The sequence below is a fragment of the Streptomyces sp. Z26 genome, assembly GCF_003665095.1.
In the GTDB taxonomy this organism is placed as follows: domain Bacteria; phylum Actinomycetota; class Actinomycetes; order Streptomycetales; family Streptomycetaceae; genus Streptomyces; species Streptomyces phytohabitans.
The window spans coordinates 2990165-3015290 of record NZ_RCHV01000002.1 but is presented as its reverse complement, the minus strand read 5'-3'; the positions used below and the strand labels follow the sequence as shown (position 1 = coordinate 3015290).

The window sequence follows — 25126 nt, the reverse complement described above, 5'->3', positions numbered from 1 at the left end:
CGGCGTCCGGTGGCGGGTCGGGGCCGTTCGGGTCGTACGGGCACGGGTGGCGCAACCGGCCACCCGTTGGGCGGCGTTGCGGGTGCGGGGTCCGGGACGTGCTGATCGCATGGGCCCATGACTCCGACCCCGCGTGCGGGCACTCTCCGCGCCTGCTCTCTGGCCGCCGCGACCGCGGCACTCGTGTTCGGCCCGGCCGGTCCGGCGTCGGCGGCGGGCGACGGCGCCGCCACCGGCGAGGGGCTGCGGATCGATCCCGCGTCGGCACCGGCCGGTACGCGCGTGGACATCCGCGCCGACTGCGCCGGTGACGGCGGCACCGTCCTCTCGCCCGCCTTCACGTCGGCGGCCACGCTCCACCCGGCGGCGCCGACGACCCGCGGCACGGCCCACGGCCCGATGCCGGGCACGGGGACGACGGGCGCGGGTACGGAGGTGGGCGCGGCTACGGCTTCCCGTACCGGCGCGGAGGCGGACGCGGACGCGCGTACGGGCGACGGTCCGGCAGCCGGGGAGCGTACGGGCGGCGTCGCGCACGCCGTCGTCAAGTCCGGCCTGGAACCGGGCAGACGCTACGTCGTCGTCGCCACCTGCGCCGCCGACACCCCCCTGACCTCCTCCTTCCTCCACACCGGCGGCCCCGCGCACCGCACCCCCGCGAGCGGTACGGGCACCGGCACCGGCATCCCCGGCGGAACGGCCCCGGCGGACGGGAAGCCACCCACCGACGGCCGGGGCCCGGCCGTCGGCACGGCGGCGCCGGACCGGCACGGGACCGCGTCCGGCCACTACGAGCGGGGCAGCGTCGGCAACGCCGCCCTCGCCATGGGCGGCGGCCTCACCACCGCCGGTCTCGCGGGCTACGTCCTCACCATGCGCCGCGGCGCACACGGCGACCGCCGCCCCGCCACCGCCGACGGGGGCGAGCCGTGACCACCCGGCACGAACGGCGTGCCACCTGGTGCCGACGGCTGGAGGTGGCGGCCGTCGTCGGGGCCGTACTGCTGACGGTCGGGCTCGGCCGACTCGTACCGGCGGGCGTCGCCGACGCCGCCGACGACCGCACGGGCACGGCGGGCGCGTCCTCCGACGTGGACTCGCGGCCCGGCGACGACGGGTCCGGCGCCGACCCGGAAGGCGGTCACGGGGTCCTGGCGCTGCCGCGTTCCGCGCCGGAGCGGCTGCGGATCCCGGGTACGGGTACGGACGCCGCCGTGTTCACGGCCGACACCGCCGTCGACGGCGGGCCGCCGGTGCCGTCCAAGGCGCGGGCGGCGCGCGTCGCCTGGGCCCGCAGCGGTCCCGCGCCGGGCGAACGCGGCCCGGCGCTGCTCGTCGGGCGGCTCGACGGCACGGCACGCGGGGAGGCGAAGGAAGCCAAGGAGGCGAAGGGCGCGGAGGACGCCGACGGGAAGGGCGACGGGAAGCGCGGCGGGAAGGGCGCCGCGCTCGACGGGCTGGAGGACCTGCGGCCGGGCGCGCGGATCGAGGTGGTGCGCGCGGACGGCCGTACGGTCCACTTCGAGGCCGACCGCGTCGAGCGCTACGCCCAGGTCCGCTACCCCGACAAGCGCGTCTACGGCCCCACCGCCGACCCGCAGCTCCGACTCGTCGCCGAGGCGGCCCCGGCGGAGAAGGGCGAGCCCGCGCGGCTGGGCATCGTCGTGTCCGCCCACATGGTGCTCGCCGACCCGTAGCCGCACCCGGTACGCCGTACGCCCGCGCGGGCGGCACACCGTACGAGTCACGGCGTACGCGTCACGCCGTACGGGCGCGCCGTACGGAGCCGGTGCTCACGGCCGTACCCGGCACACCACCTCGCCGTGCAGCACCGAGAACCAGCCGTCGCCGTCCGCGCCCCACTCCCGCCAGCCGTCCGCGATACGCCGCAACTCCGCCTCGTCGGCGTGGCCGCCCGCGACGGCGAGCCGGGCGTAGTCGGAGGCGACGGTGCGTTCCGCCCACAGGCCGCTCCACCAGGCGCGGTCGGCGGCGGAACGGAAGCACCAGGTGCCGGAGGTCGCCGTGACGTCCTCCGGGGCGAAGCCCGCGCGGCGGGCCCACACGTGCAGGCGGCGGCCCGCGTCGGGCTCGCCGCCGTTGGCGCGGGCGACGCGGCGGTACAGGTCGAGCCAGTCGTCCAGCGCGGGCACCCGCGGGTACCACGTCATGCCCGCGTAGTCCGCGTCCCGTACGGCCACGACACCGCCCGGCGCGCACACCCGGCGCAGTTCGCGCAGCGCGCCGACCGGGTCGCCGACGTGCTGGAGCAGCTGGTGCGCGTGCACGACGTCGTACGCGCCGTCCGGGAGGTCCAGGGCGTGCACGTCGGCGGTCGCGAACCGGACGTTGTCCAGGCCGCGTTCGGCGGCCAGGGCACGTGCCGAGTCGAGGACTCCGGCGGCCGCGTCGACGCCGGTGACCCGGCCGCCGGGCGCGACGGCGGCCGCCAGGTCCGCCGTCAGGGTGCCGGGGCCGCAGCCCGCGTCGAGCACGGACCGGCCGGGGCGCAGCTCCGGCAGCAGGTACGCGGCGGAGTTCGCCGCCGTACGCCAGCGGTGCGAGCGGAGGACCGAGTCGTGGTGGCCGTGCGTGTAGACGGCGGTGTCGTGACGGTCGGAGCCGAGGTGGGCGCTCTCGGGGTGGGCGGAGTCGTCGTCGGGCATACGGGCAGGCTAGGCGCCCGTCCCGCATGCCGAGAAGCCACGTCTCACGATACGACCGGGGTGCCGTGGTGGGGCGGGCGTGCGGTGGTACGGCTGTGGGGATACGCGGTGGGGGCGGCGGCCGTCAGACGCGACCGGCGATGCGGTCGTCCTGCAACCTCGTGAGCCGCAGCACCAGCAGGATCGCGAGGATGCCGCAGGCGATGCCGAGGAGGTCACCGAGGATCGCGACGGACAGCGTCTCGCCCGCGCCCTCGACGGTGGGGTCGTCGTACCAGTTCTCCCACGACCCCAGGAACGACAGGAAGAACCACCCCACCCACGTGCACCACCAGCCGTTGAGCAGCCCGCGCTGCGCCGGTGCCTTCCCGCCGCCGTACCAGGCGCCCGGCGGTACCGGCCGGGACGCGCTCCAGATGTCGTTGGCGATCTGCTTCGGCATGAAGAAGTTGCAGACGGGGATGAACCAGACGCCGTACGCCAGCCCCGGCTCGTAACGCAGCCGCCCCGGCGCGAACGCCTCCGCGTTCGTCCGCAGCCGCCCGAACCACAGCACCCACAGCAGCGCCGTCGGCAGGATGATCACCAGGCCGAGCGCGTCCAGCAGCTGGCTGACGTTCCGCATGCCGCTGAAGTCCGAGTGGTCCCTGGGGGAGTACGTGGTGGGGAGGTCGTCGAGGGTGCTGTCGATGTGGGCCACGTAGAAGAAGTGGGCCACCATCCAGACCAGCGTCACCGCCAGCAGCGCCCAGGTGGGCGTCGCCAACGAACGCGGGGACTGGACGCGGGGGCCGCCCGCGCCGGGTCGGCCGCCGTAGGCGTTGACCGGCTGGTAGCCGGTCGGGGCGACGCCGGATTGGCCCGGCCAGGGCCGCTGCGGATAGCCGTAGGGGCCCGGCTGGTAGGAGGACGGCGTCGCGGGCACGCCGTGCGAGGGCGGGGGCGGGGAGTGGTACGCCGAGTGGTACGGGGAGGAGGGCGGCGGGGTGGCGGGCGCGCCGCCGGTACCGTTCCCCGCGCCGCTTCCCGTTCCGCTTCCGCTTCCGTTCGCGTTGCCGTCGCCGTTCCCCGTGCCGCCCGGGAACCCGAGCGGGCCCGCCGCGGTCGCGGCCTGCGCCTCCGGGTCCTCGCTGTCGAGCAGCTGCACGGCATGACGTCCCAACTGCGCCAGCACCTCGCCGGGCAGCCAGGTGCCGGTTATCTGCCCGTCCGTACGCGCCGTCAGCTGTTCCAACGTCGGCCGCTGCGCAGGGGACTTGGCGAGGCACGCGGTGATCAGCTCGTACAGAGGGCCGGACAGGCCACCCAGGTCCGGCTCCTCCTCCGCGATACGGAACAGCAGCGCGTGCACCCCGCTGTCGGCCGTACCGAACGGCATGCGCCCCGTCGCCGCGTACGCCAACACCGCGCCCAGGCAGAACACGTCGGCCGCCGTCGTCACCGTCTCGCCACGCACCTGCTCCGGCGACATGAAGCCCGGCGAACCGATGACCGCCCCGGTGCGGGTGAGGCCGCCGGACGACTGCACGGTGGCGTCCAGCGCGCGGGCGATGCCGAAGTCGATGACGCGGGGGCCGTCGATGGTGATCAGCACGTTGGACGGCTTCAGGTCGCGGTGGACCAGGCCCGCGGCGTGGATCGCCGTCAACGCCTTGACCAGGCCGGTCGCCAGGGCCCGTACGGAGTGGTCCGGCAGCGGGCCGTAGTCCCGGTCGACGACCTCGGTGAGGGAGGGGCCCGCGATGTAACCCGTGGCGACCCACGGCTCGGTGGCCTCCGTGTCGGCGTCCAGCACGGGGGCGGTCCAGGTCGCGCCGACACGCTGGGCCGCGGTGATCTCCTGCGCGAAACGGCGGCGGAAGTCCGGCTGTCGGGCCAGCTCGCTACGGACGGCCTTGACCGCGACCGTACGGCCGCGCTCGCTGCGCGCCAGATAGACGCGGCCCATGCCGCCCTCGCCCAGCCTGCCCAGCAGGCGGTAACCGCCGATCCAGCGCGGATCTCCGGTCTCCAGCCGCTCCATCTGCGTTGCCCTTCCCCCGTGTGCCGCTGGGACGAGGATAGGTGCGTCCCGTCCTCCGAAGGGACGGACCGTCATCCCGATTCGGTTCCGTTACCAGCCGCTTTGCCTGCCGCCGGGCCGCCGTCACGGCCATGTCCCGCACGCCCGTCGCCCCGCTTGCCCGTCCTCCCGCCCGACCGCCGTGCCTCTCTTCTGCCGTCCCGCTCGTCCGCCGTTCTGTCGGCTCGCGTCGGCGTCCCGGTCGGTGCGGCTATCCGGCTGGTGCGAAGATCTGCGGCTCGCGTCCGTCCGCGAACGTCCGGCGCAGCATGCCGTCCTCGGTCAGCTCCAACTCGGTGCTGGGGCCCTCCGCACAGTCCTCCTCCGCCGACTTGTGGGTGACGCGCGAGGGGCCCAGCCGCACGGGCGGACCGTACGAGGTGAGGTCCGCCTGGAACTCGCAGCTGTACGTGGGCCCGTCACCCGTGATCGTCACCACCGTCTCCCCCGGTTTCCCCTGCTGGAGCCGCAGTCGGAAGACGTTGGCCTCGCCGGTCCCGAACGAACGCCGCCACATCCCGACCATCTCGGACGGGATCCTGTCGCCGGTCTGCGAATCGGCCGGGTCGGACGAGTCGTCGACGTCGGTGTCCGCCTTCGACGAGTTGTCGTCACCCCGCCTCCCCGAACCGTTCTGCGCGCTGTCGTTCTTGTCGTCGGAACCGCCGAACATCGAGTAGGCCGCCACCCCGCTCACCACCAGCAGCAGCGCGACGAGGACGCCGATCGCCACCGACGTACCGGAACGCCCCCGCGCGGACCCCTGCGGCGAACCGTACGGCGGCTGGTACGCGCCGTAACCCGCCGACGGATAGGCCCCTGGCGGCGGCGTCACGGCGAGGTGGGAGGGGTGGGAGTGGGAGGGGTGGGACTGGTGGGAGGAGAGGTGGGGGGAGGAGGACGGATGCCCGGAGCCGGAGGGCTGTGCCGAGTGGGACGGGTGCGCTGAGGGGGACGAGTGGCCGGGTCGGGGCGTCTGAACGGGTGGCGGCGGTGGTACGGGACTGCGCCCGCTCACCGTGGTCGGCATGCCGTGCAGGGTCGGCGGGTCGTTCGGGTCCTGCACCCCCGCCGGTACGGCCGCCGATCCGGCCGGGGTCCCGCCTGCGGGCGCGCCCGCAGGCGGCGGGGCGGCGTCGGGCGCGCTGCCCGCGGCTCCCGCACCGCCAGACGCACCGGCCGCGCCAGCGACAGCGCCCGCTGCGGGCCGCTCGCCGGACGGCGCTCCCGCGCCGTCGGCCCCCGCGCTCGCACCGCCGGGTGGCGCCGACGCGCCCGCGCCGGTGCCCGCACCCGCGGGTGCGGGCGGCAGGGCGAGCTGCGCGCCGCGGCCGTCCGTGTCACCGCTCGGCGACTCCGCCTCCAGCAACTCGGTCGCGTGCCGCCCGAGTTGGGCGATGAGCCAGCCGGGCAGCCACGGTTCGTCGGGCCCGTCCAAGGCGTCTGGCGCGACCTCCGGGTCCTCCATGCGCTCCAACAGCTGCTCCAGCGTGGGGCGTTCGGCCGGGTCCTTCGCGAGGCAGCCGGTGACCAGCTCGCGCAGCCCGTCCGGCAGCCCCTCCAGGTCCGCTTCCTCCTGGGCGACCCGGTAGAGGATGGCGTGCACGCCGCTGTTCGCGCCCCCGAACGGGAGATGCGCCGTCGCCGCGTACGCCAGCACCGACCCGAGGCTGAAGATGTCGCTGGCGGGTGTGATCCGTTCGCCGCGGACCTGCTCGGGGGAGAGGAACCCTGGCGTGCCCACGATCGAACCGGTCTGGGTGAGACCGCCGTCCGCAGCGGTCGCCTCCAGTGCGCGCGCTATGCCGAAGTCGATGACGCGGGGGCCGTCGATGGTGATCAGGACGTTGGAGGGCTTGAGGTCACGGTGCACGATCCCCGCCGCGTGTACGGCCTGGAGCGCGCGGATGAGACCGGTCGCCAGTAGCCTGACGGACCGTTCGGGCAGGGGCCTCTTGCTGTCACCGACGACCCTCTGGAGAGAGGGGCCCGCGATGTACCCGGTCGCCACCCACGGAGTCTCGGCCTCCGTGTCGGCGTCCAGCACCGGGGCGGTCCACGCACCCCCCACCTGCCGTGCGGCCCGCACCTCCTGCCGGAAACGGGCCCGGAACTCCTCCTGTTGGGTCAGCTCGTCCCGCACCAGCTTCACCGCGACCGTGCGGCCCCGGTCGCTGCGGGCGAGATAGACCTGGCCCATACCGCCCGCGCCGAGTCTCCCGATCAGCCGGTAACCGCCGATCCGCCGCGGGTCCTTGGCCTCAAGCTTTTCCATACAGTTCGTCCCCTTCCCCGACACGGAGCGTATGTGCTCGTGAGGGGGGTCGGACAGTCCGTCGCTGATCCGTTATCCGCCACGCCCGATGGCAGTCTCCACGTCCTCCTCTCCGGCTGCCTCCCTTCTCTCCAGTGCCTCCAGCGCCGCCGTCAGTCGTTCCTGTGCCGCCAGCACCTCCGCGAACTCCGCCTCCCCGCCCAGCTCGTCCGCGAGCCGGGCCGCGAACTCGGTGTACCCGGGGGTGATCCGGGCGATCGCCTCCCGGCCCGCCGCGGTCGGTGTGACGAGCTTGGCCCTGCGGTGGGCGGGGTTGGGCTCGTACGTCGCCAGGCCGCGTTCCACGAGCAGGTCCGCGATCCGCTGCACGCTCTGCCGTGTGGTGCCCAGCGCGCGCGCCACCCCGGCGACCGGCAGCGGCTCCGCCAGCACCGCGCCCAGCACCTGCCACCAGGCGGCCGTCAGCCCCGCCGGCCGCGCCAGCCGTTCGGTCGCCGACAGGTACTGGCCGTTGAGCCGGAAAGCCGTCAGTGCCGAGTCGCTGAGCAACCGCTGCAACGCCTGCTCCAGGGGCGTCGCGGCCACGGCCCCGTCCGCCTCGTCGCTCACGCCGTCACCACCTCGTCCGTCAACCCGCTCTCCTTCCTTCCGTGGCTGGTCTCGCCCGTCACCCGCTCCACCGGTCCATGCCGCGCTCCCGTCCCCGTACTCGCTTCCCGGGCCGCCCTGCCCTGTGCCGTCGCGACCCTCTTCGTCCGCTCCGACCCCGCCGCGTCGCCCTCGCGACCGGGTTTCGCGTGCCGCCCTGCCGATTCTGGACCCTACGACAGCATTCTGTCAATTGGACAGCCTGCTGTCAATGGTCTATGGTGATCCATGCAATCCCCACACCTGGGCCCACGGCGCAGACGTGCGCACGGGCCGCTCTCTAGGCTGGGGTGTCGGCGTCCACCGTTCCGGGGGCGCGGTTCGAATGAAGAGATGAGAGCCATGACCAGCAACAACACCCCGTCGCAGTCCGGGTCGGCAGCCGCGCCGGGCCAGCGGTTCGCGCAGTTCCAGCCGGACCCGGCCGCCAAGGCGGCGGTGCACGCCGCGGACCGCGCGCACGTCTTCCACTCCTGGTCGGCGCAGGGCCTGATCGACCCGCTGCCGATCGCCGGTGCCGAGGGTTCGTACTTCTGGGACTACGACGGCAACCGCTTCCTGGACTTCTCCTCCCAGCTCGTCAACACCAACATCGGCCACCAGCACCCCAAGGTCGTCGCCGCGATCCAGGAGCAGGCGGGCCGCCTGTGCACGCTCGCGCCGGGCTTCGCCGTCGACGTGCGCGCCGAGGCCGCCCGGCTGATCGCCGAGCGCACCCCCGGTGACCTCGACAAGATCTTCTTCACCAACGCCGGGGCCGAGGCCGTCGAGCACGCCGTGCGGATGGCCCGGGTGCACACGGGGCGCCCGAAGGTCATGTCGGCCTACCGCTCGTACCATGGCGCCACCGCCGCCGCGATCAACCTCACCGGTGACCCGCGCCGTTGGGCGTCCGACACCGGCACCGCCGGAGTCGTGCGGTTCTGGGGCCCGTTCCTCTACCGCTCGCACTTCCACGCGACCACGGAGGCGGAGGAGTGCGAGCGCGCGCTCGCGCACCTGGAGGAGACGATCCTCTTCGAGGGGCCGCAGTCGATCGCCGCGATCATCCTGGAGACGATCGTCGGCACGGCCGGTGTGCTGATGCCCCCGGCCGGTTATCTCGCGGGCGTCCGCGCGATCTGCGACCGGTACGGCATCGTCTTCGTCCTCGACGAGGTGATGGCGGGATTCGGGCGTACGGGCACGTGGTTCGCCGCCGACCTGTTCGACGTCACGCCGGACCTGCTGACCTTCGCCAAGGGCGTCAACTCCGGTTACGTGCCGCTGGGCGGCGTCGCCATCTCCGGTGCCATCGCCGCGACCTTCGACCAGCGCCCGTACCCGGGCGGTCTCACGTACTCCGGGCACCCGCTCGCCTGCGCGTCCGCCGTCGCCACGATCAACACCATGGCGGAGGAGGGCATCGTCGAGAACGCCGCCCGTATCGGTGCGGACGTCCTCGGCCCGGGGCTGCGGGAGTTGGCCGAGCGTCACCCGTCGATCGGTGAGGTGCGGGGCGCCGGTGTGTTCTGGGCGCTGGACCTGGTCCGCGACCGGGAGACGCGCGAGCCGCTCGTCCCCTACAACGCCACGGGCGCGGACAACCAGCCCATGGCCGAGTTCGCGGCGGCCTGCAAGAAGCAGGGGCTGTGGCCGTTCGTCAACATGAACCGTACGCACGTCGTCCCGGCCTGCACCGTCACCGAGGCCGAGGCGAAGGACGGCCTGGCCGCCCTCGACGAGGCGCTGAACGCCGCCGACGCCCACACGACGGCCGGTGCGGCCGGGGCAGCGGGGCGCGTGCTGTGATCCGGCGCAGCACCCTGCGCGCGCAGATCGCCGTCGCACTGCGTGACGAGATCCTGGCCGGGCGGCTGCCGACCGGCCGCGACTTCACGGTCAAGGAGATCGCCGAGCAGTACGGCGTGTCCGCGACGCCCGTACGCGAGGCGCTCGTCGATCTCGCCGCGCAGGGGCTGCTGGAGGTGGAGCAGCATCGGGGCTTCCGCGTGCACGAGTTCACGTTGGACGACTTCCGGTCGATGGTCGAGGCGCGCACGCTGGTGGTGGACGGCGTGCTGCGGCGGGCCGCCGGACGGCAGGGCCGCCCGCGCGCGCCGGACGCCGCGGCACTCGCCTCCGTGCGGCGTCGCGCGGAGGCGGCGGAACGGGCCGCGTTGGCCGGTGAGCTGGACGTGCTGATCGGCTACGACCTGAGGTACTGGCGGGAGTTGGGAGGCATCGTCGGGAACCGCTACATCACCGATTTCCTGGACCGCATACGCGTCCAGTGCTGGGCGTTCGCCGTGCCGTACCTGCGCCGCGAGGAGCGACTGGCCGGACAGCTGTGGTCGGGGCACCGGGAGTTGCTGGTCGCGGTCGAACGGCACGACAAGGCGAACGCGGAGCGGATCGTCGCCGAGTACAACGCGCACTCGGTGACGCTCGTCCAGAAGCTCACGGAACGCTCTTGAACGGATCTGGCGTGATCTGATTCGTTCTGGTCGTGTCCGGCCCGTTCCCGGTCGTCGCTGTCCGTAGGACACTCCTGCGTGTCTGCGAACCTGGGTGAACAAGCTGTTCCAGTCCGTATGTGACCGCATGCAGACTGCAACTGTCCTGTGTGCAGCACTAGGCTGCGCCGACGACCGTCGTGCATTGGAGCACCCCTTGGCCTGTGATCTCTGGCTGGTCCCCCTGGTCGACGTGCTGTGCCACAGCCCTGACAACCCGTTCGCTGAGGAGATCGCGAGCTACGACCGCGCGCTGGCCGAGGCGGGCCTCCCCCCGGTGCCGGTCTACGGCTACGTCGCCGGGCTCTCCGGCGACGTGGCCCCGGTCGCGGGCTTCGACTACGACGCGCTGCACCTGCTGCGCCGCGCACACCTGCTCCAGCTGTGCGGTCTGGAGGTCACGCCGGTGGACGCCCTGGGCGGCGACTACGAGCAGCTGCTGGAGATGTTCGAGTCGACCGCGCAGCAGTCACATCTGGTCTGGCACTACGACCACGCGGGGGCGTACGTGCCCATCGACTTCGCCGCCCCCCTGTCCAACGACGAACTTCTGGAAGGCGGCGGCCCGTTGGGCTCCGCGCAGGGACTCCTGCGGGAACTCCACGCCGTCGCGCCCTTCCTGGGGATCGACCCGGCCAACCCGCCGCCTCCGCCGGAGCCGCCGTCGCGACCCACGGAGCTGGAGGAACCCGCGGCGCCGATCGCGTACGGCGACAGCCTGTTCGCCCGTGAACGGCACGTGTGGCTCGGCCTGCACGCCGCCGCGACGCGCAGCCTGGCACAGGGCTCGATGATCATCTTCAGCTAGGCGCTGTCCGCCCGGACACCGCCCATACGTGGGTGCCGCCCGGTCCTCGCCCCGGCGAGGACCGTCGGGGCGGGTGCGGTCCGTGCCGTTCACGACGTACCGCACGCCGCATCGCACTCCACGCCCGCACCCCCGCGCCCGTACCTCGCGCGCACCCCGCATGGTCGTACCGAGCGGCGCGCGGGGGTACGGGACGTGGGCCCCCGCCGGGTCGGGCGCCGTGCGTTGCTCAGACCGGCTGGCCGAGGGGGCGGATCACGACGGTGTTCACGTCGACGCCGCTGGGCTGGTTGACGGCCCAGGTCAAGGAGTCCGCGACCTGATCCGCCGTCAACAACCGCCCCTCCGGCGCCTGGCCGACGACGTCCCAGAAACCGGTGTCCGTCCGGCCGGGGGCGACGAGCGTGACGCCGACGCCGTCGCCCGTGACCATCAGCCGGGTGTTCTCGGCGATCCCGGTCACGGCCCACTTGGTGGCGCCGTAGAGGTTGCCCGGCGTGTGGACGAGGCCCGCGACGCTGCCCACGAGCACGATCCGCCCGCCCGTGCGCTTCAACGCGGGCAGTGCGGCCCTGATGAGCAGCGCTGGCCCGAGCACGTTCGTCAGCACCATCTCGCGCCAGCCCGACGTGTCGTCGCCGCCGAGGTTGTCCGGGTCGGCGAAGCCCGCGTTGGCGACGACGGCGTCCAGCCGTCCGAACCACTCGACGGTGGTGGCCACGGCGGACTCCACCGCGTCCTCGTCGGCCGCGTGGCCCACGAGGGTCAACAGGTCGTGCTCGCTGCCGAGTTCACCGGCGACGCTCTGCGCGAACGCCTTCAGCCGGTCGCCGTCCCGCCCGGTGACGGCGACCTTGCGGCCCTGCCGGAGCAGCTGCCGCGCGGTCGCGGCACCGATCCCGCCGGAGCCGCCGGTGATCAGAGTGACATGGGGTGCGGTCATGGGCGGCACGCTAGGTACTGGAGTGCGCTCCAAGGCAAGTCCCGGCGCGCTACGGGGTGGTCCCGTCCGCCGTGCCCCGCGTCCCGTCCGCCGTGGGCGGGCCCGCGGCGGCCCCAGCGGCCGTGGCGGGGGCCGCCGCCGGGCGTGCCGGGCCCGGGTCCGCCGGGTCGGTGGGCGTGCCCTGGTGGAAGTACAGCCGCCAGCCCGCGCCCGTACGGTGCCGCCAGAGGGAACTGCGGCGTACGCGGCGGCCGTTCCGTTCCGAGACGTAGGTCAGGTGGACGATGTCGGGGGCGAGCAGGGTGCCCACCAGCTCCGTCGCGGTGATCGGCCCCGCCGGACCGCCGGGCCCGGCCTCATCGCCGGGCCCGCCACCGGGCCCGGCCTCCCCGGACGACTCCAGCGCGAGGGCCGCCGTCACCGAGTCGCGGTCCCAGCACCGCCCGGACGCGCCGAACTCCGTGAACTCCGGGTCCAGCAGCTCCCGTACCAGCCGTGCGGAGGCGCGGACCGCCGGATCGAGCAGCCGCAACTCGCCCTCGACTGCCGCCCGTACCTGCTCCCGGCCCCGCTCCCGCATGCCCTCGCGCACCGTTCCCGCTCCCGCCCGACGTGTGCCCGATGCCCGACGTGCCCCACAGGCCCGCCGAGCCCGGACCTACGCCGTCACCGCGACCCGTCCGGCGGCCGCTGACGCGGCATGTTCGGCCGGTTCGTCCCGGGCAGCAGCGGGAAGCGGGTGATCGGCCCGCCGTCCGTACGGCCGCCGGCCCCGCCGCTGCCGCTCCCACCGGACGGCGCCCGCAGCGCCGCCGGGGACGTACGGAACTCCACTATCCAGTCCACGGTCTCGGCCCGCACGATCTCCGTGACGTCCTCCGCGAAGCGCCGCAGCACCCCGAGGCAGCGCTCGGCGGCCTCGCTCGCGGTGCCCTCGGTCGGGCCGAGCACCTCGCGGATGCTCTCCGTGGCCCAGTCGTACTGGAGGGTCTCCAGGCGCCGTTGCACCGCCTGCGCCGTCGCCACCGACCGCATCCAGCCCGAGGTCAGCCCGAACCAGCGGTCGCACCCGGCGCACGCGGCCGCGCCCAGCAGCGCCACGAAGCCCCACGGGGCGAGGTCGTTGCCGAACGTGTCCGTCAGCTCCAGCAGCGGCAGCGTCGCCCCCGCCGTCAGCCCGACCGCCGTACCGAAGCGCAGCGTGCGCGCCGCCCGGCGCTTCCAGCGCCGATCCGCCAAGTACCAGTCGACGACGCCGAGCGCGCCCTGCTCGACCCACTGGTACAACTCGTCGAGGCGCTCCGCCGGTTCCTCCCAGTCCCCACCCGGGAAGGCCCTGCCCAGCAGGTCACCCCGCCGCCTGTCACGCTTCACCGCACTCTGTCGTGCGGTCTCCTCGGGCCGCATCTCCGGCTGACTCACCCGCCAACTCCACTTCCGGCCACCGGCCGTACTTCCTGCCTCCGGCCGTACGGTCGGTCCTCCGGACCCGGCCGCCGCCCCCTTCGCCGCACCCGTCGCCGCTTCCGCGGCACCCGTCGCGCTTGTCGCCCGCGCGCCGCCCGTGGCAGCCGCGCCGTCCGCGCCGTCCACCGCTCCCGCGGTGCCCGGCGCCCCCTTCGTCCCGCCCGCCGCGGCCCGCGCGCCGGTCGCACCGGACGCGGTGCCCGCGTCCCCCGCTCCGGCCGTGTCCGTCGGCGTCTGCCGCACCGCTTCCGCGGGTGCCTGCCGCGCTGCCTCGTCGCGCACGTACGCCCTCCGTCGCGCCCGTACGTTTTACCGCCAGCAGCCCGGGGCGGCGAAGGCACGGTACGTGATTTCCGCCCCCTGCGGGGCGCTGACCGTGGTTCCGGTGTTCCGGAACCCTCACTCGAAGGGGGTACCGATCAGCAGCCGGTACGCCTCCGTGTACTTCTGCCGGGTCCGCTCGACGACGTGCGCGGGCAGCTCCGGCGGCGGCTGCTCGGAACGGCGGTCCCAGCCGGACTCGGGCCCCGACAGCCAGTCGCGTACGTACTGCTTGTCGAACGACGCCTGCGCGCGGCCCGGTTCCCAGTCGTCCACGAGCCAGAAGCGGGACGAGTCGGGTGTCAGGACCTCGTCGCCGAGGACCAGCTGCCCGCCGCCGTCCGCGGTCCCGTCCGCGAGCCCCTCCGCCGTCGCGTCCGTGCTCCCGCCCGCCGCCGCGAAGCCGAACTCGAACTTCGTGTCGGCCAGGATGATCCCGCGGTCGCGGGCGAGGACCCGGCCCCGATCGTAGACGTCGAGCGTCAACTGCCGCAGCCGGGCGGCGACTTCGGCACCGACCTGCCGGGCGACATGCTCGTACGCGACGTTCTCGTCGTGCTCCCCGACCTCCGCCTTCGTGGCCGGGGTGAAGATCGGCGCGGGCAGCTCGGACCCGTCCACCAGGCCCTCGGGGAGCGCGAGCCCGCAGACCGTGCGCGTCTGCTCGTACTCCGCCAGCCCGGAACCGGTCAGGTAGCCGCGCGCCACGCACTCGACGGGGAGCATCCGCAGCGGGCGGCAGACGACCGTACGGCCCGCCCAGTCGGCGGGCGCGCCGGGCGGCGGCTCGGTGGAGAGCACGTGGTGCGGCACCAGGTCGGCCAGCTGCTCGAACCACCACTGCGACAGCTGCGTCAGGATGCGGCCCTTGTCGGGGATGACGGTGGGGAGCACCCAGTCGTACGCGGAGATCCGGTCGCTGGCGACCATGACCAGCTCGCCCGCCTCGTTCCGGTACAGGTCGCGCACCTTGCCGGTGTGCACGTGCACCAGGCCGGGCACCTGTACGGGCTCGGGCTTGTCGACGAATCCGGACACGGCGCTCTCCCATCGGCTGCACGCGGGCCCCGCGCGCGGACGTCCGCCCGGCGGCCCTGCCGCGGACTCCTGCACGCGGACACCTGCATTGTCCTTGATGCGTACGGGGCGAGCGCGCCAGGGTGCGCGGAGCGGCCGCCGTACGGTCCGTACGCGCCCCGCGCACGCCTGTGACGTGCCCGTGGGGGCCCACCGCCCGCTCAGTCACGTTTGCAGATGCGGTCCAGCAGGTTCGCCGTGGCCCGCTGCACCCGGGCGTCCGTGTGCCCCGGCCGGTCCAGCGCCGGCGACCAGGCGAAGGTGCCGGAGGCGAAGACGAGGGCGCCGCTCGCCGCGCGGTACAGCGACGTCTCCTGGTGTCGCCGGGTGCCCGCGTGGGTGCGGTACGGGGAGTGGGCGAGCAGGATGCGATCCGTGTGCGGCGGCAACGGCGTACGCGGGAAGTACCGGTCCGCCTCGCCCGCCACCAGCCCCGGCAGCTCGTCGCCCTCGGCCGCGCCGGTCGCGTCCCACAGCCAGTGGTCCGCGTTCCGCACGACGAGCGGGTGCGGCTCCGGCACCTGGCCCGTGTACTGGATGCCCAGCAACTGCTGCTCCGGCTCGCCCTGGTCGCGCCAGAGCGCCGACCGGCCGCCGCCGCGCCGCTTGCGGCAGCTGAGCAGGCGGTCGGGGGCGCCGTTGGCCAGTGGGCCCAACTCCACCTGCCAGTACATGGTGTTCGCGGAGAGGAACACCAGCGCCGTACCGCCGTCCCGCGCCTTCTCCACGGCCGTGCGCATCGACGCCGACCAGTACTCGTCGTGCCCGGGGAAGACCAGACCGCGGTAGCGGGAGGGGTCGACGCGACCGGCGTGCAGGTCGCGGGTGTCGGCGTACGCGAGGTCGTAGCCGTAGCGCTCGGCCCAGCGGATGAAGTCGTACGCGTGCCCGACGTGCAACGGGAGTCCCGCGCCCGCGTACGGGCGGTCGAACGAGACGGTGACGGCGGCGTCCTCCTCGCCGAGGAGGCGGCCCTCGCCGTCCCACGCGTGGTAGAGGCTGGCGCCCGTACGGCCGTCCTCCGGGAAGAGGTTGTATGCCTGCCAGGTGATGTCCGGCAGCAGCAGGAGCAGATCGGCCGGATCGCGGTCGCGAACGGTGAACGGTACGTGGGAACGGTGTCCGTCCGCCGTCGTCAGCACCGCGACGTGCGCGCCCGTCGACCAGTAGTCCGGGATCTGGAGCCGCCACGACAGCCACCAGTGGTGGCAGGAGACGGTGCGTTCGGCGGCCAGCGGCTCCGGTTGCACGATGCCGGAGAGGCGCGGGCTGGTGGTGATCTTGGTGGCGCCCTCGCCGCCGTAGTGGCCGATGCGGTACACGTCGACGCTGAACGGCTGGGGCGGGTTCACCGTCACCCGGAAGTCGATGGAGCCGCCCGGCAGGACCCCGCCGTCGGCGGACGCGAAGCCCTTGATCTGGCAGTGCACGTCGTCGGAGGTGCGGGGGCCGCCGCGTACGGCGCGCTGGGCCGGGACGAGGCGCGCGCCGTCGGGGGCGTGCGCCTCGCGCGGGCCGGGTGCGGGGGCGCCGTCGAGGCCTCGGAGGTGCGTGCCGCCCGAAGTGGTCCCCGGGGGAGCGGCGTGGCCGGTGGCGACGGGGTGGCCGGAGGCCAGGTCGACGTACCAGGGGACGACGCGGCCGTCCTCGAAGTAGTGCTCGCTGCCGCGCAGCCAGGGCACCGGGCCCTGCCCGAACGGATCGGTGACGGCGTGCGCGAGTGCGCCGGACTCCCAACGGCCGCTCTGCTGCGTCCCCACGTCCAGCTCCCCTCCGGATCCCCCGTGTTCACGGAACCAGCACATCACATAAAGCGAGCGGTCCGTCACCGTTCGTCGCGAAAATGGCTGGAGTGCCCGCCCTGTGCCGAGTGGCCCTCGCGCGTACGGCAGTTGGGCGCGTACGGCATCGGCCCGGCGCCGCCGGGGTGCCCCGCGCCGGGCCGGGGAAGGGGGACGGCGCACGCGTACGGGCGCGTACGGGGCGCGGCCGGGAGCCGTCCGAGCTGGCCGGGAACGGTCCGTACGGCCGCCGCGCGGGCCGGTGCGCGCGGGCGGTCAGACCAGGCGTACGGGCTTGTCGGGTCGCACGCCCGCGCTGGCGAGCCAGCCCCGCAGGGGGCGCGGATCGCCGTCCTCGACGAGGGCGAGAACCGGCCGGGTGAGATCCGCCGCCCGCTCGTCGCCGACGAGCAGCACGGGCCCGTCCAGCCAGTCCAGGCCGGGAGCCGCGCCGGCGTTGTCGACGGCGGCGCAGCACACCGCCGCGGTGACGTGCTCGACGAGCAACTCGCGGCCGCTGCGTGGCGGTTGGAGCGGGAGACCCATGGGCTGCGGCAGGCCGTCGAGGGGCTGCGCCGGGTCGGCCGCGCTTCCCGCGCCCGGCACCGCGCCGCGCGCCAGCTCCTCGCGCGCGGCCGCCGCGCCGACCCGCGCGGCGAGCGCCTCGCCGGGGCCGCCGAGGCCGGTGTCGCCGTCGTCGTACGAGTCGTCCGGCTCGTACGAGTCGTCCGGCTCGTCCGTGCCGTCCGGGGTGAACGCGCCGTCCCCCGCACCGCCGACGCCGTCCGGTCCGTGCGTGCCGGGGCCGCCCGCGTCCCCGCAGCCGTCCGCGCCGGGGCGCGTGAGCCGGTCCATGACCCGGGCGAGCGTCGCGCCGTACGGGGGCGCTTCCGCGCCGCGTATCCGCCCGCCCGGGGCGTACGCGCCGTCCGCACGCGGGGAACCCGACGCGCGGGAACCGCCATTGGTGCCCGTGGTGCTCACGGCGCCGATGCCGGTGCTGCCCCCGGGACCGTCGGAACTGTCGGCCCCCGTGGTGGCGCCGAGGCCCGTGTTGCCCGTGTTGCCCGTGCTGCCCGTGCCAGCCGTGCTGCCGGTGGCGTCGTCCGCGTCGGACGCCTCGTAGGCGTCCAGGGCGTCGAACAGCCGGGACGCCTCGGTCCGCCACACGCGGTCGACGACCTCCTCCGGATACTGCGCCCAGTCCACCGGCGCCCAGCCGCCCCCCTCCGCGCCGTGGCTCCGTGGCTCCCCGTGGAACAGCCGCGCGGCGAGGAGCGAGATCGACTCGTCCATGCTGCCGGGCTCCTCCAGCAGGTCACACGCGGGACGCTCGCCCAGGCGGGCCGAGAAGTCCTCGGCGAGGCGGTCGCGCCGGGACAGCTCGGTCAGCGCCGAGACCACACCGGCGTCCAGCCGCGAGGGCCAGCGGCCGGTGCGCCAGGCGGGCAGCGCCACCCGGGTCAACAGCCGGTCCCAGCCCGCGTACGCGAGCCCGACCTGCTCCTGCGCGGTCGTCCGCAGTCTCCTGTCGGTGCTCTTCGCGCGGTCCGCCGCGGCGGCGGCCACGCCCCGTTCCATCTCGGCCGTGTGCGGTCCGCAGGAACGGAGCATCTGCCGCGCGATCCAGCCCGCGAACCGGAGCACCGCGCCGCGCACCGTGCCCGGTCCGCCGTCCGGTCGGCCGGCCGTCGCGCGCGCGTGGTCGGCGGCGGCCACCGCGGCGTCGAGGCTGCGGACGCAGCGCCGGGCCGCCGCTATGTCGGGGTGCGCGGAGGGTCCCGTGCCCGCGACCACGGGGGCCAGCAGCGCGCGCAGTTCCGCGACCCGCATCCACCACAGGAACGGTGAGCCGATGACCAGTACGGGCGCCTCGGGCTCGGCCGCCCCACGGCGTACGCGTCGGCGCACGCGGTCGGCCAGCCGACCGCCGGGGCCGGTGCCGCCGGGGCCCGTGCCACCGGCGTCCGTGTCCGTACCGCTCCGGCTCACGCCGCCGCGCCCGTCCGCCCCGGCGTGCGCCCGGTGCGTACGGTCCTCCAGCCAGCTGTCGCAGTCCGGTGTCAGCGCGATCGCCGACGGCGCGGGCACGTCGAGGCGCCGCGCGAGGTCGCGCACCAGCGCGTACAGCTCGGGCGCCGCCGACTGCGCGACCGGCACCGTGGGCGTGACCGCGGGCCGGGCCCGCGCGATGACGGTGGCGACACCGGCGGCGACCGCGAGCGTCACCACCGCGACGGCGCAGACCGCCCAGCGGAGCCCGTCCCACGCGCCGCCCAACTGCCCGGTGGAGCCGCCCGCGAGAAGGATGACGGCGAACGCGGCCGGCAGCAGCGCGATGCCGAGCACCGTGCCGCGGACGCGCAGCACGGCGAGCGCGTGGCCGCGCGCCGTGGGGGTGTTCTCCTGCTGCCCTGGCACGAACTGCTCACCCCCGGAGCGACGTGGGAGACATGGGAACGGTCTGTCGATTACCGCGACGTTCCCCACTGTGGCATCACGGACCGACAGCGCAATGTGCGGAGGGCCAGTCGGTTGACGGGCCGGATCGGCTGCTCAAGGCTTGCGGGGAACCATAGTTGGGCCTCGCACGGCAGTCAGCCGGTCCGTCAGCCGTCACTCGATGGAATGGCTTTGGGGAGAGATGTTGCGTCAGAGGGGGTTGGTGCGAGTGCCCCTTGTGCGGGGGTATGTCCACCCCGCGTGCCTGACCGAAAACCGTGCCGACTGAACCCCGTACCTGTTAGGGCGACCGCCCCACGCGCGGCCCGCCCGTACGCCCGCGCCCCGCCGTACCGACGGGCCCGCCCGTACGCCCGCGTACGCGCGCCGCCCGTCACCGCAGCGGCGCGGTCCCCACCCCGGGGCCCGTCCCCGCCGGACCGCCCGTGCCGGAGTCCGGCTCCGCCGCGGCCCGTTCCGCCGCGTCGGCCGCCGCCCACTCCGCGATGTCCGTCCGGTGGTGCGACCCGTCCAGCCGTACGCGCGCCACCGCCGCGTACGCCCGCGCCCGCGCCTTCGCCAGGTCGGCGCCGGTCGCGGTCACCGACAGCACGCGCCCGCCCGCGCTGACCGTACGGCCGTCCGCGTCCCGCCGCGTGCCCGCGTGCAGGACGTACGCCTTCGGCCCGTCCTCCGCCAGCACCTCGTCCAACCCCTCGACGGGGTCGCCGGTACGGGGCGTTCCGGGGTAGGCGTGCGCGGCGACGACCACCGTCACCGCGGCGCCGTCGTGCCACCGCAGGGGTGGGAATCCGGCCAGCGTGCCGGTGGCCGACGCGTGCAGCAGGCCGCCGAGGGGGGTGCGCAGCCGCGCCAGTACGGCCTGGGTCTCCGGGTCGCCGAAGCGCGCGTTGAACTCGATCACCCGCACCCCGCGCGACGTGATCGCCAGCCCCGCGTACAGCAGGCCGGAGAACGGGGTGCCACGGCGCCGCAGTTCGTCGACCGTCGGCTGGAGGACCGTCTGCTCGATCTCGTCGACCAGCTTGGGGTCGGCCCAGGGCAGCGGCGAGTACGCGCCCATGCCGCCGGTGTTCGGCCCCTCGTCGCCGTCGTGGGCGCGCTTGAAGTCCTGGGCGGGCTGGAGCGGTACGACGTGCTCGCCGTCGGTCACCGCGAACAGCGACACCTCCGGCCCGTCGAGGAACTCCTCGATCACCACGCTCGCGCACTGCCGCGCGTGCGCGCGGGCCGCCTCGACGTCGTCGGTCACGACGACGCCCTTGCCCGCGGCGAGGCCGTCGTCCTTCACCACGTACGGGGGGCCGAAGGCGTCGAGGGCGGCGTCGACCTCGGCGTCGTCCACGCAGACGTAGGAACGGGCCGTGGGCACACCGGCGGCGGCCATGACCTCCTTGGCGAACGCCTTGGAGCCTTCCAGCCGCGCCGCCTCCGCGGACGGCCCGAAGACGGCGACGCCGTGCGCGCGTACGGTGTCCGCCACCCCGGCGACCAGCGGTGCCTCGGGGCCGACGACCACGAGTCCGGCGCCGACCTCGGCGGCCAGCGCGGCGACGGCGTCCCCGTCCAGCACGTCGACCTGGTGGAGCGTCGCGACCTCCGCGATCCCGGCGTTGCCGGGGGCGCAGTGGAGCGCGGTGACGTCGGGGTCGAGGGAGAGGGAGCGGCACAGGGCGTGTTCGCGGGCGCCGCCGCCGATGACGAGGACCTTCACGGGAGCAGCCTAACGGGCGTGCCCGTGGCCGCCGCCCCGGACGTCACGCCCGCCGGCCCCGCCCTCACAGCCAGCCGCGTTCGCGGGCCAGCCGTACGGCGGCGTGCCGGTTCTCCGCGTTGAGCTTCGCGGCGGCGGAGGAGAGGTAGTTCCGTACGGTCCCCGGGGCGAGCGACGCCCGTTCCGCGATCTCCGCCACCGGGGCGCCGTCCGCGGCCAGTTCGAGCAGTTCCGCCTCGCGGGCGGTGAGCGGCGAGTCGCCGGAGCTGATGGCGTCGGCGGCGAGTTCCGGGTCGATGTGGCGGCCGCCCGCGTGCACCGTACGGATGATCTCCGCCAGGCGCTGCGCGGACGCCGTCTTCGGTACGAAGCCCCGCACGCCCGCCTCCAGCGCGCGCTTGAGGTGGCCGGGGCGGCCGTGGCCGGTGACGATCATGACGGCGCAGCCCGGCAGTTCGCCGCGGAGCGCGGTCGCGACGGCCACCCCGTCGGCGCCCGGCATCTGGAGGTCGAGGACCGCGACGTCCGGCTCGTGCGCCCGCGCCATGGCCAACGCCTCCGGGCCGGAGGCGGCCTCGGTGACGACGGCGAGGTCGTCCTCCAGGGCCAGCAGGGCGGCGAGCGCGCCCCGGATCAGGTGCTCGTCGTCGGCGAGCAGCACGCGGATGGGGGGCGCCGGGGTGCCGTCGCCCGCCGCGCCGTGCCCGTCGGCCGTGGCCGGCTCCGTGTGTCCGCTCCCGTGGTGCTGCGTCATCGTGCCTCTCCTCGCTGGAACGGTCGGCCGCCGCCGCTCGTTCCTCCGTCGTGGCCGCCGCTGTCGTACGAGGCGTCGTCCCCCGGCGCCGTACCCCTGCCCGTTCCGACCGCACCGCCCGCGACCGCCGCACCGTCCGCCGTACCCACCGCACCGCCCGGCCCCGCCAGCGGTACGCACGCCGTCAGCCGGTAGGCGTTACCGTCACCCACCCGCTCCGTGCTCAGCGTGCCGCCCAGCTCCGCGAGGCGTTCGCGCAGCCCCGCCAGCCCGGACCCGCCGGGCACCGCACCGCCCGCGCCGACCCCGCCCGCACCGCTCCCGCCCGTACGGTCGTCACCGACGCCGTCGTTCTCCATGGTCAGCACCGCCGTACCGGCCCCCTCCCCGGTCAGCCGCAGCCGGACCACGCAGTGGGACGCGTTCGCGTGCCGGAGCACGTTCGTCGTGCCCTCGCGGACGACCCAGCCCAGCGCCGAACGCACCGGCGCGGGCAGCTCCTCCGCCCCGGCCACGCCGCCGTCCCGCGCCCCGACGCCCGTACGGCGGCCGCCGCTGCCGACGCCTCCGGCGCCCGTACGCCCCACCTCCGTACGGCAGTCGATGCCCGCCGCGCGCAGGATGCTGCGGGCGCCCGCGAGTTCGGTGAAGAGGTCGGCCTCGCGGTAGCCGCGCACCACGTCCTGGATCTCGCGCTGCGAGTCGCGCGCGATCCGCTGCACCTCGACCATCTGGTCGGCGGCGGAGTCGGCGCCGCGCCGCGCGAGGCGTACGGCCAGCTCGCTCTTGAGCGCGATCACCGACATGTTGCGGCCCATCACGTCGTGCAGGTCGCGGCCGAAGCGGAGGCGCTCCTCGGCGACGGCGAGCCGGGCCTGCACGTCGCGGGCCTCGTCCAGTTCCCGCATCACGGTCAGGTGCCAGCCGGACATGCGTGCCGTGCTCAGGACGACGACGCCGCTGAACGTCAGCAGCGCCGCGGTCACCAGCAGCGCCCTCCAGGGTGTGCCGACCGCGCCGAACAGGCCCAGCAGCACCACCGAGAGCGCCACGGAGCCGAGTACGGCCCGGCGCGGCGGGAGCAGCAGCGCCAGCGGTCCGAGGAGGGGCGTCACCGTGACGAACGACATGGCGGCGACCGCGCCCATGTTGGTGATCCCGTCGACGGCGACGAGGGCCGTGAGCAGCGCGACCGTCACCGTCGTGCCCGCGGTCAGCACGAGGACGCTGGTGCGCGGGAAGGGCGCGGCGCCGAGGTAGCACTCCAGCGCCTGCCGCAGCGCGCGTACGCCGACCGCGCACGTCACCGCCGTCAGCGCCACGAGCGACCAGGCCAGCACCCGGGGCAGCGGCTCCGCGGCGATCCGCGGCAGCAGCTGCGGCGTCCCCGCGACGTACATGATCCAGGGCAGTCCGCCCAGCGACCACCAGATGGTCTTCTCGACCTGCGCGTGACTGCTGCGCGCCTGCCAGCCCCGCTGTTTCGCCTGCGCCCAGTCGATCATGCGCGCGCTCCCTTCCCGTGCCGTCCGTCCCGCCCCGCCGCGCGACCGCCCCGCGCGGCGACCGTACGCCCGCCGGGGGCGCGCCCGCCCGCTCCGCGCCCCGGCGTCGTACGCCCGCCCGCTCCAGGTCCGACGGCCGTACGCCCGCCCGCCACGGGTCCGCCCGCCGTACGCCTCACCGCCGCGGCTCCCACCGGAAGCCCGCCCGTACGGTCCACGCCGCCAGCGCCGTCCAGGCCCAGGCCACGGCCAGCGCCCGTACCGCGCCGCCCGCGCCGAGGTCGCCCGTCCAACCGCCGCGCAGCAGCTCCATGACCGGGCTCATCGGCAGCCACGCGCACACCTCGCGCGCGGTGGCCGACCAGCCGTCGAGCGGTACGAACACCTCCGAGCCCACGAACGACACCAGCACCAGCGGCAACGCCGTCACCTGCGCCGACTCCGCCGAGCGGGTCACCGTCGAGGTGACGGCCGCGGCGACCGCCGTCAGTGCCAGGCCGGACAGCAGCCCGGCGGCGAGGAGTACGGGCGCGGCGGGCGCGGCCAGGTGGAACGCGGCCGTCCCGGCCACGGCCAGCAGCGCCGTCTGCGCCACCGCGAGGGCGAGCGCGGGCAGGGCGGCGCCGAGCAGGATCTCGGCGGCGCCCGGCTCCCCGGCGCGCAACCGCTGGAGGACCCGCTCCTCGCGGCGCGCGGTGTAGGTGAGGACCAGCGTCGCGTACACGGCGAGCAGCAGCACGAAGCCGAACGACGCGGGCACCAGCACCGTCCCGGTGGACAGCCCCGTGCCCGACAGGTCCAGATCCGCGACGGCGCCCCGGGCGGCCACGGTGAAGAGGCCGGGGACCGCGAAGGTGAGGAAGAGGGCGGTGCGGTTCCGCAGGAGCAGGGTCAGTTCGGCGCGGGCGAGCGACAGCGTCCGGTCCGTGACCGCGGCGGCGCGGCCCCGGCCCGTACCGCCCGCCGCGAACCCGGCCGCCGCGTCCCCGTCGGCCCCCGCTGCGACGGGCCTCACGCCGACACCCCCGGCCCGTTCCCGTGCCCGCCGCCGTACCCCGTACGTCCCGGCCACCCCTCGCCGTCGCGATCGTCCGCCGCCCCCGCGTACACCAGGTCCAGGAACGCCTCCTCCAACGAGGCCGCCCGCGCGTCCAGTCCGTCCAGCGTGACGTCCAACGCGCGGGCCCACAGCAGGATCTCCGTCAACGCCTCCTGCATCCGCTCCGTACGGATCTCGACCCGCCGCCCGTCCACGGCGGCCGGTACGGACAGCGGCAGATGGGCCGGTGCCACCCCGTCCGGCAGCGTGAAGCGGATACGGGACGGGCGGGCTGCCGTGACCTCCTCCGGCGTACCGGCGGCGGCGATCCGACCGCCGCGCATGATCGCGAGGCGGTCGGCCAGCTCCTCGGCCTCCGCCAGGTGGTGCGTCGTGAGCAGCACCGTCGTGCCCGCCGCGCGCGACTCCCGCACCAGCCGCCAGATCTCGCGCCGCCCCTCCGCGTCCGTACCGGCCGTCGGCTCGTCCAGGAACAGCACCTCCGGCCGCCCGACGAGCGCCAACGCCAGCTCCAACCGCCGCCGTTCGGCGCCGGAGAGCAGCTTCACCCGGACGTCCGCCCGGGGCCCGGCCAGCCCGACGCGCTCCAGCAGCTCGTCCGTCGCGCGGGGTCTGCTCACGCAGCCCGCGCCCATCCGCAGCGTCTCGGCCACGGTCAACTCCGCGGCGAGGCCGCCGTCCTGGAGCAGCACGCCCGTACGCGGCCGGACGCGCGCCCGCTCGGCGCGCGGGTCCAGGCCGAGCACCCGCACCCGGCCGCCGCTCGGTCTGGCGAGCCCCTCCAGCAGCTCGACGGTGGACGTCTTGCCCGCGCCGTGCGCGCCGAGCAGCGCGTACACCTCCCCTTCGCGCACGGCGAACGAGACGCCGCGCACGGCCTCGCACCCCGTCCCGTACCGCCGGCGCACGTCCACGGCCTCGATCACGTCCATGCGTCCAGACTCGGGGGCGGGGCGCCGGGGTGGCAGTGCGCCGTGTCACGAGCGCGGATGACAAACGTCATGCGGCCGGGGGCGTCCGGCCACGGGGGAGAGAGGCGGAGAAGGGCGTACGGAAGGTGAACGCACGAGAAGGGCCCGGTCGTTCC

The 25126-nt window shown here is 75.1% G+C and carries 20 protein-coding genes; 5 read left to right on the top strand and 15 right to left on the bottom strand.

Going from position 1 to position 25126, the window contains the following annotated elements:
• Window positions 1-117: 117 nt before the first annotated feature.
• Window positions 118-933 (top strand): hypothetical protein, encoded by an 816-nt coding sequence (locus tag D7M15_RS13370; protein WP_121517711.1) that lies wholly within the window; start codon window positions 118-120, stop codon window positions 931-933.
• Window positions 930-1697, top strand: coding sequence for a class F sortase (locus D7M15_RS13365; protein WP_121517710.1), 768 nt, complete (start codon window positions 930-932; stop codon window positions 1695-1697). Before D7M15_RS13370 ends, D7M15_RS13365 begins: the two co-directional genes overlap by 4 nt.
• Window positions 1698-1793: 96 nt before the next feature.
• Here the strand turns inward: D7M15_RS13365 and D7M15_RS13360 are convergent, their stop codons facing one another.
• The 4 genes from D7M15_RS13360 to D7M15_RS13345 all read right to left on the bottom strand — a co-directional run bounded on the left by D7M15_RS13360 (window position 1794) and on the right by D7M15_RS13345 (window position 7573).
• The gene (locus tag D7M15_RS13360; RefSeq protein ID WP_121517709.1) at window positions 1794-2666 is read right to left on the bottom strand and encodes a methyltransferase domain-containing protein; all 873 of its coding nucleotides are present in this window, start codon (window positions 2664-2666) and stop codon (window positions 1794-1796) included.
• Window positions 2667-2790: 124 nt separating this feature from the next.
• The gene (locus tag D7M15_RS13355; RefSeq protein ID WP_121517708.1) at window positions 2791-4689 is read right to left on the bottom strand and encodes a DUF4328 domain-containing protein; all 1899 of its coding nucleotides are present in this window, start codon (window positions 4687-4689) and stop codon (window positions 2791-2793) included.
• Window positions 4690-4939: 250 nt separating this feature from the next.
• Complete coding sequence (locus tag D7M15_RS13350) at window positions 4940-7003, bottom strand: serine/threonine-protein kinase (RefSeq protein ID WP_121517707.1); 2064 nt, start codon at window positions 7001-7003, stop codon at window positions 4940-4942.
• Between the two features lie 72 nt (window positions 7004-7075).
• Window positions 7076-7573: a MarR family transcriptional regulator gene (locus D7M15_RS13345; protein WP_121520734.1), complete on the bottom strand. Its 498-nt coding sequence runs from the start codon at window positions 7571-7573 to the stop codon at window positions 7076-7078.
• Window positions 7574-7993: 420 nt separating this feature from the next.
• Between D7M15_RS13345 and D7M15_RS13340 the strand changes: the two genes are divergently transcribed.
• From D7M15_RS13340 to D7M15_RS13330, 3 genes are all read left to right on the top strand, one after another.
• Complete coding sequence (locus D7M15_RS13340) at window positions 7994-9442, top strand: aspartate aminotransferase family protein (protein ID WP_121517706.1); 1449 nt, start codon at window positions 7994-7996, stop codon at window positions 9440-9442.
• Entirely contained in the window at window positions 9439-10107 is a 669-nt protein-coding gene (locus D7M15_RS13335; protein WP_206337363.1) for a GntR family transcriptional regulator, read from the top strand. The genes D7M15_RS13340 and D7M15_RS13335 overlap by 4 nt, the downstream gene beginning before the upstream one ends.
• A 196-nt stretch (window positions 10108-10303) precedes the next feature.
• On the top strand, window positions 10304-10954 hold the full coding sequence (locus D7M15_RS13330; RefSeq protein ID WP_121517705.1) for a hypothetical protein: 651 nt from the start codon (window positions 10304-10306) through the stop codon (window positions 10952-10954).
• A 229-nt stretch (window positions 10955-11183) separates the two neighbouring features.
• Here the strand turns inward: D7M15_RS13330 and D7M15_RS13325 are convergent, their stop codons facing one another.
• From D7M15_RS13325 to D7M15_RS13275, 11 genes are all read right to left on the bottom strand, one after another.
• The gene (locus D7M15_RS13325; protein ID WP_121517704.1) at window positions 11184-11897 is read right to left on the bottom strand and encodes an SDR family NAD(P)-dependent oxidoreductase; all 714 of its coding nucleotides are present in this window, start codon (window positions 11895-11897) and stop codon (window positions 11184-11186) included.
• Window positions 11898-11946: 49 nt separating this feature from the next.
• Complete coding sequence (locus tag D7M15_RS13320; RefSeq protein ID WP_346428803.1) at window positions 11947-12489, bottom strand: DUF4440 domain-containing protein; 543 nt, start codon at window positions 12487-12489, stop codon at window positions 11947-11949.
• Between the two features lie 74 nt (window positions 12490-12563).
• On the bottom strand, window positions 12564-13319 hold the full coding sequence (locus D7M15_RS13315) for an SLATT domain-containing protein (RefSeq protein WP_240649637.1): 756 nt from the start codon (window positions 13317-13319) through the stop codon (window positions 12564-12566).
• A 444-nt stretch (window positions 13320-13763) separates the two neighbouring features.
• On the bottom strand, window positions 13764-14723 hold the full coding sequence (locus D7M15_RS13310; RefSeq protein ID WP_121517702.1) for a phosphoribosylaminoimidazolesuccinocarboxamide synthase: 960 nt from the start codon (window positions 14721-14723) through the stop codon (window positions 13764-13766).
• A gap of 200 nt (window positions 14724-14923) precedes the next feature.
• Complete coding sequence (locus D7M15_RS13305) at window positions 14924-16522, bottom strand: N,N-dimethylformamidase beta subunit family domain-containing protein (RefSeq protein ID WP_121517701.1); 1599 nt, start codon at window positions 16520-16522, stop codon at window positions 14924-14926.
• Between the two features lie 297 nt (window positions 16523-16819).
• Window positions 16820-18964, bottom strand: a complete 2145-nt coding sequence (locus D7M15_RS13300; RefSeq protein WP_121517700.1) for a hypothetical protein — start codon at window positions 18962-18964, stop codon at window positions 16820-16822.
• Window positions 18965-19379: 415 nt separating this feature from the next.
• Window positions 19380-20720 (bottom strand): phosphoribosylamine--glycine ligase, encoded by a 1341-nt coding sequence (purD, locus tag D7M15_RS13295; protein WP_121517699.1) that lies wholly within the window; start codon window positions 20718-20720, stop codon window positions 19380-19382.
• 64 nt (window positions 20721-20784) lie between these two features.
• Window positions 20785-21387: a response regulator transcription factor gene (locus tag D7M15_RS13290; RefSeq protein ID WP_346428832.1), complete on the bottom strand. Its 603-nt coding sequence runs from the start codon at window positions 21385-21387 to the stop codon at window positions 20785-20787.
• An 83-nt stretch (window positions 21388-21470) separates the two neighbouring features.
• Window positions 21471-22979 carry a histidine kinase gene (locus D7M15_RS29395; RefSeq protein WP_276314453.1) on the bottom strand — a complete coding sequence of 503 codons (1509 nt, stop codon included), beginning with the start codon at window positions 22977-22979 and terminating at the stop codon, window positions 21471-21473.
• 175 nt (window positions 22980-23154) lie between these two features.
• Window positions 23155-23994, bottom strand: a complete 840-nt coding sequence (locus D7M15_RS13280) for an ABC transporter permease (RefSeq protein WP_165906249.1) — start codon at window positions 23992-23994, stop codon at window positions 23155-23157.
• Window positions 23991-24971: an ABC transporter ATP-binding protein gene (locus D7M15_RS13275; protein WP_121517696.1), complete on the bottom strand. Its 981-nt coding sequence runs from the start codon at window positions 24969-24971 to the stop codon at window positions 23991-23993. The genes D7M15_RS13280 and D7M15_RS13275 overlap by 4 nt, the downstream gene beginning before the upstream one ends.
• Window positions 24972-25126 lie beyond the last annotated feature (155 nt).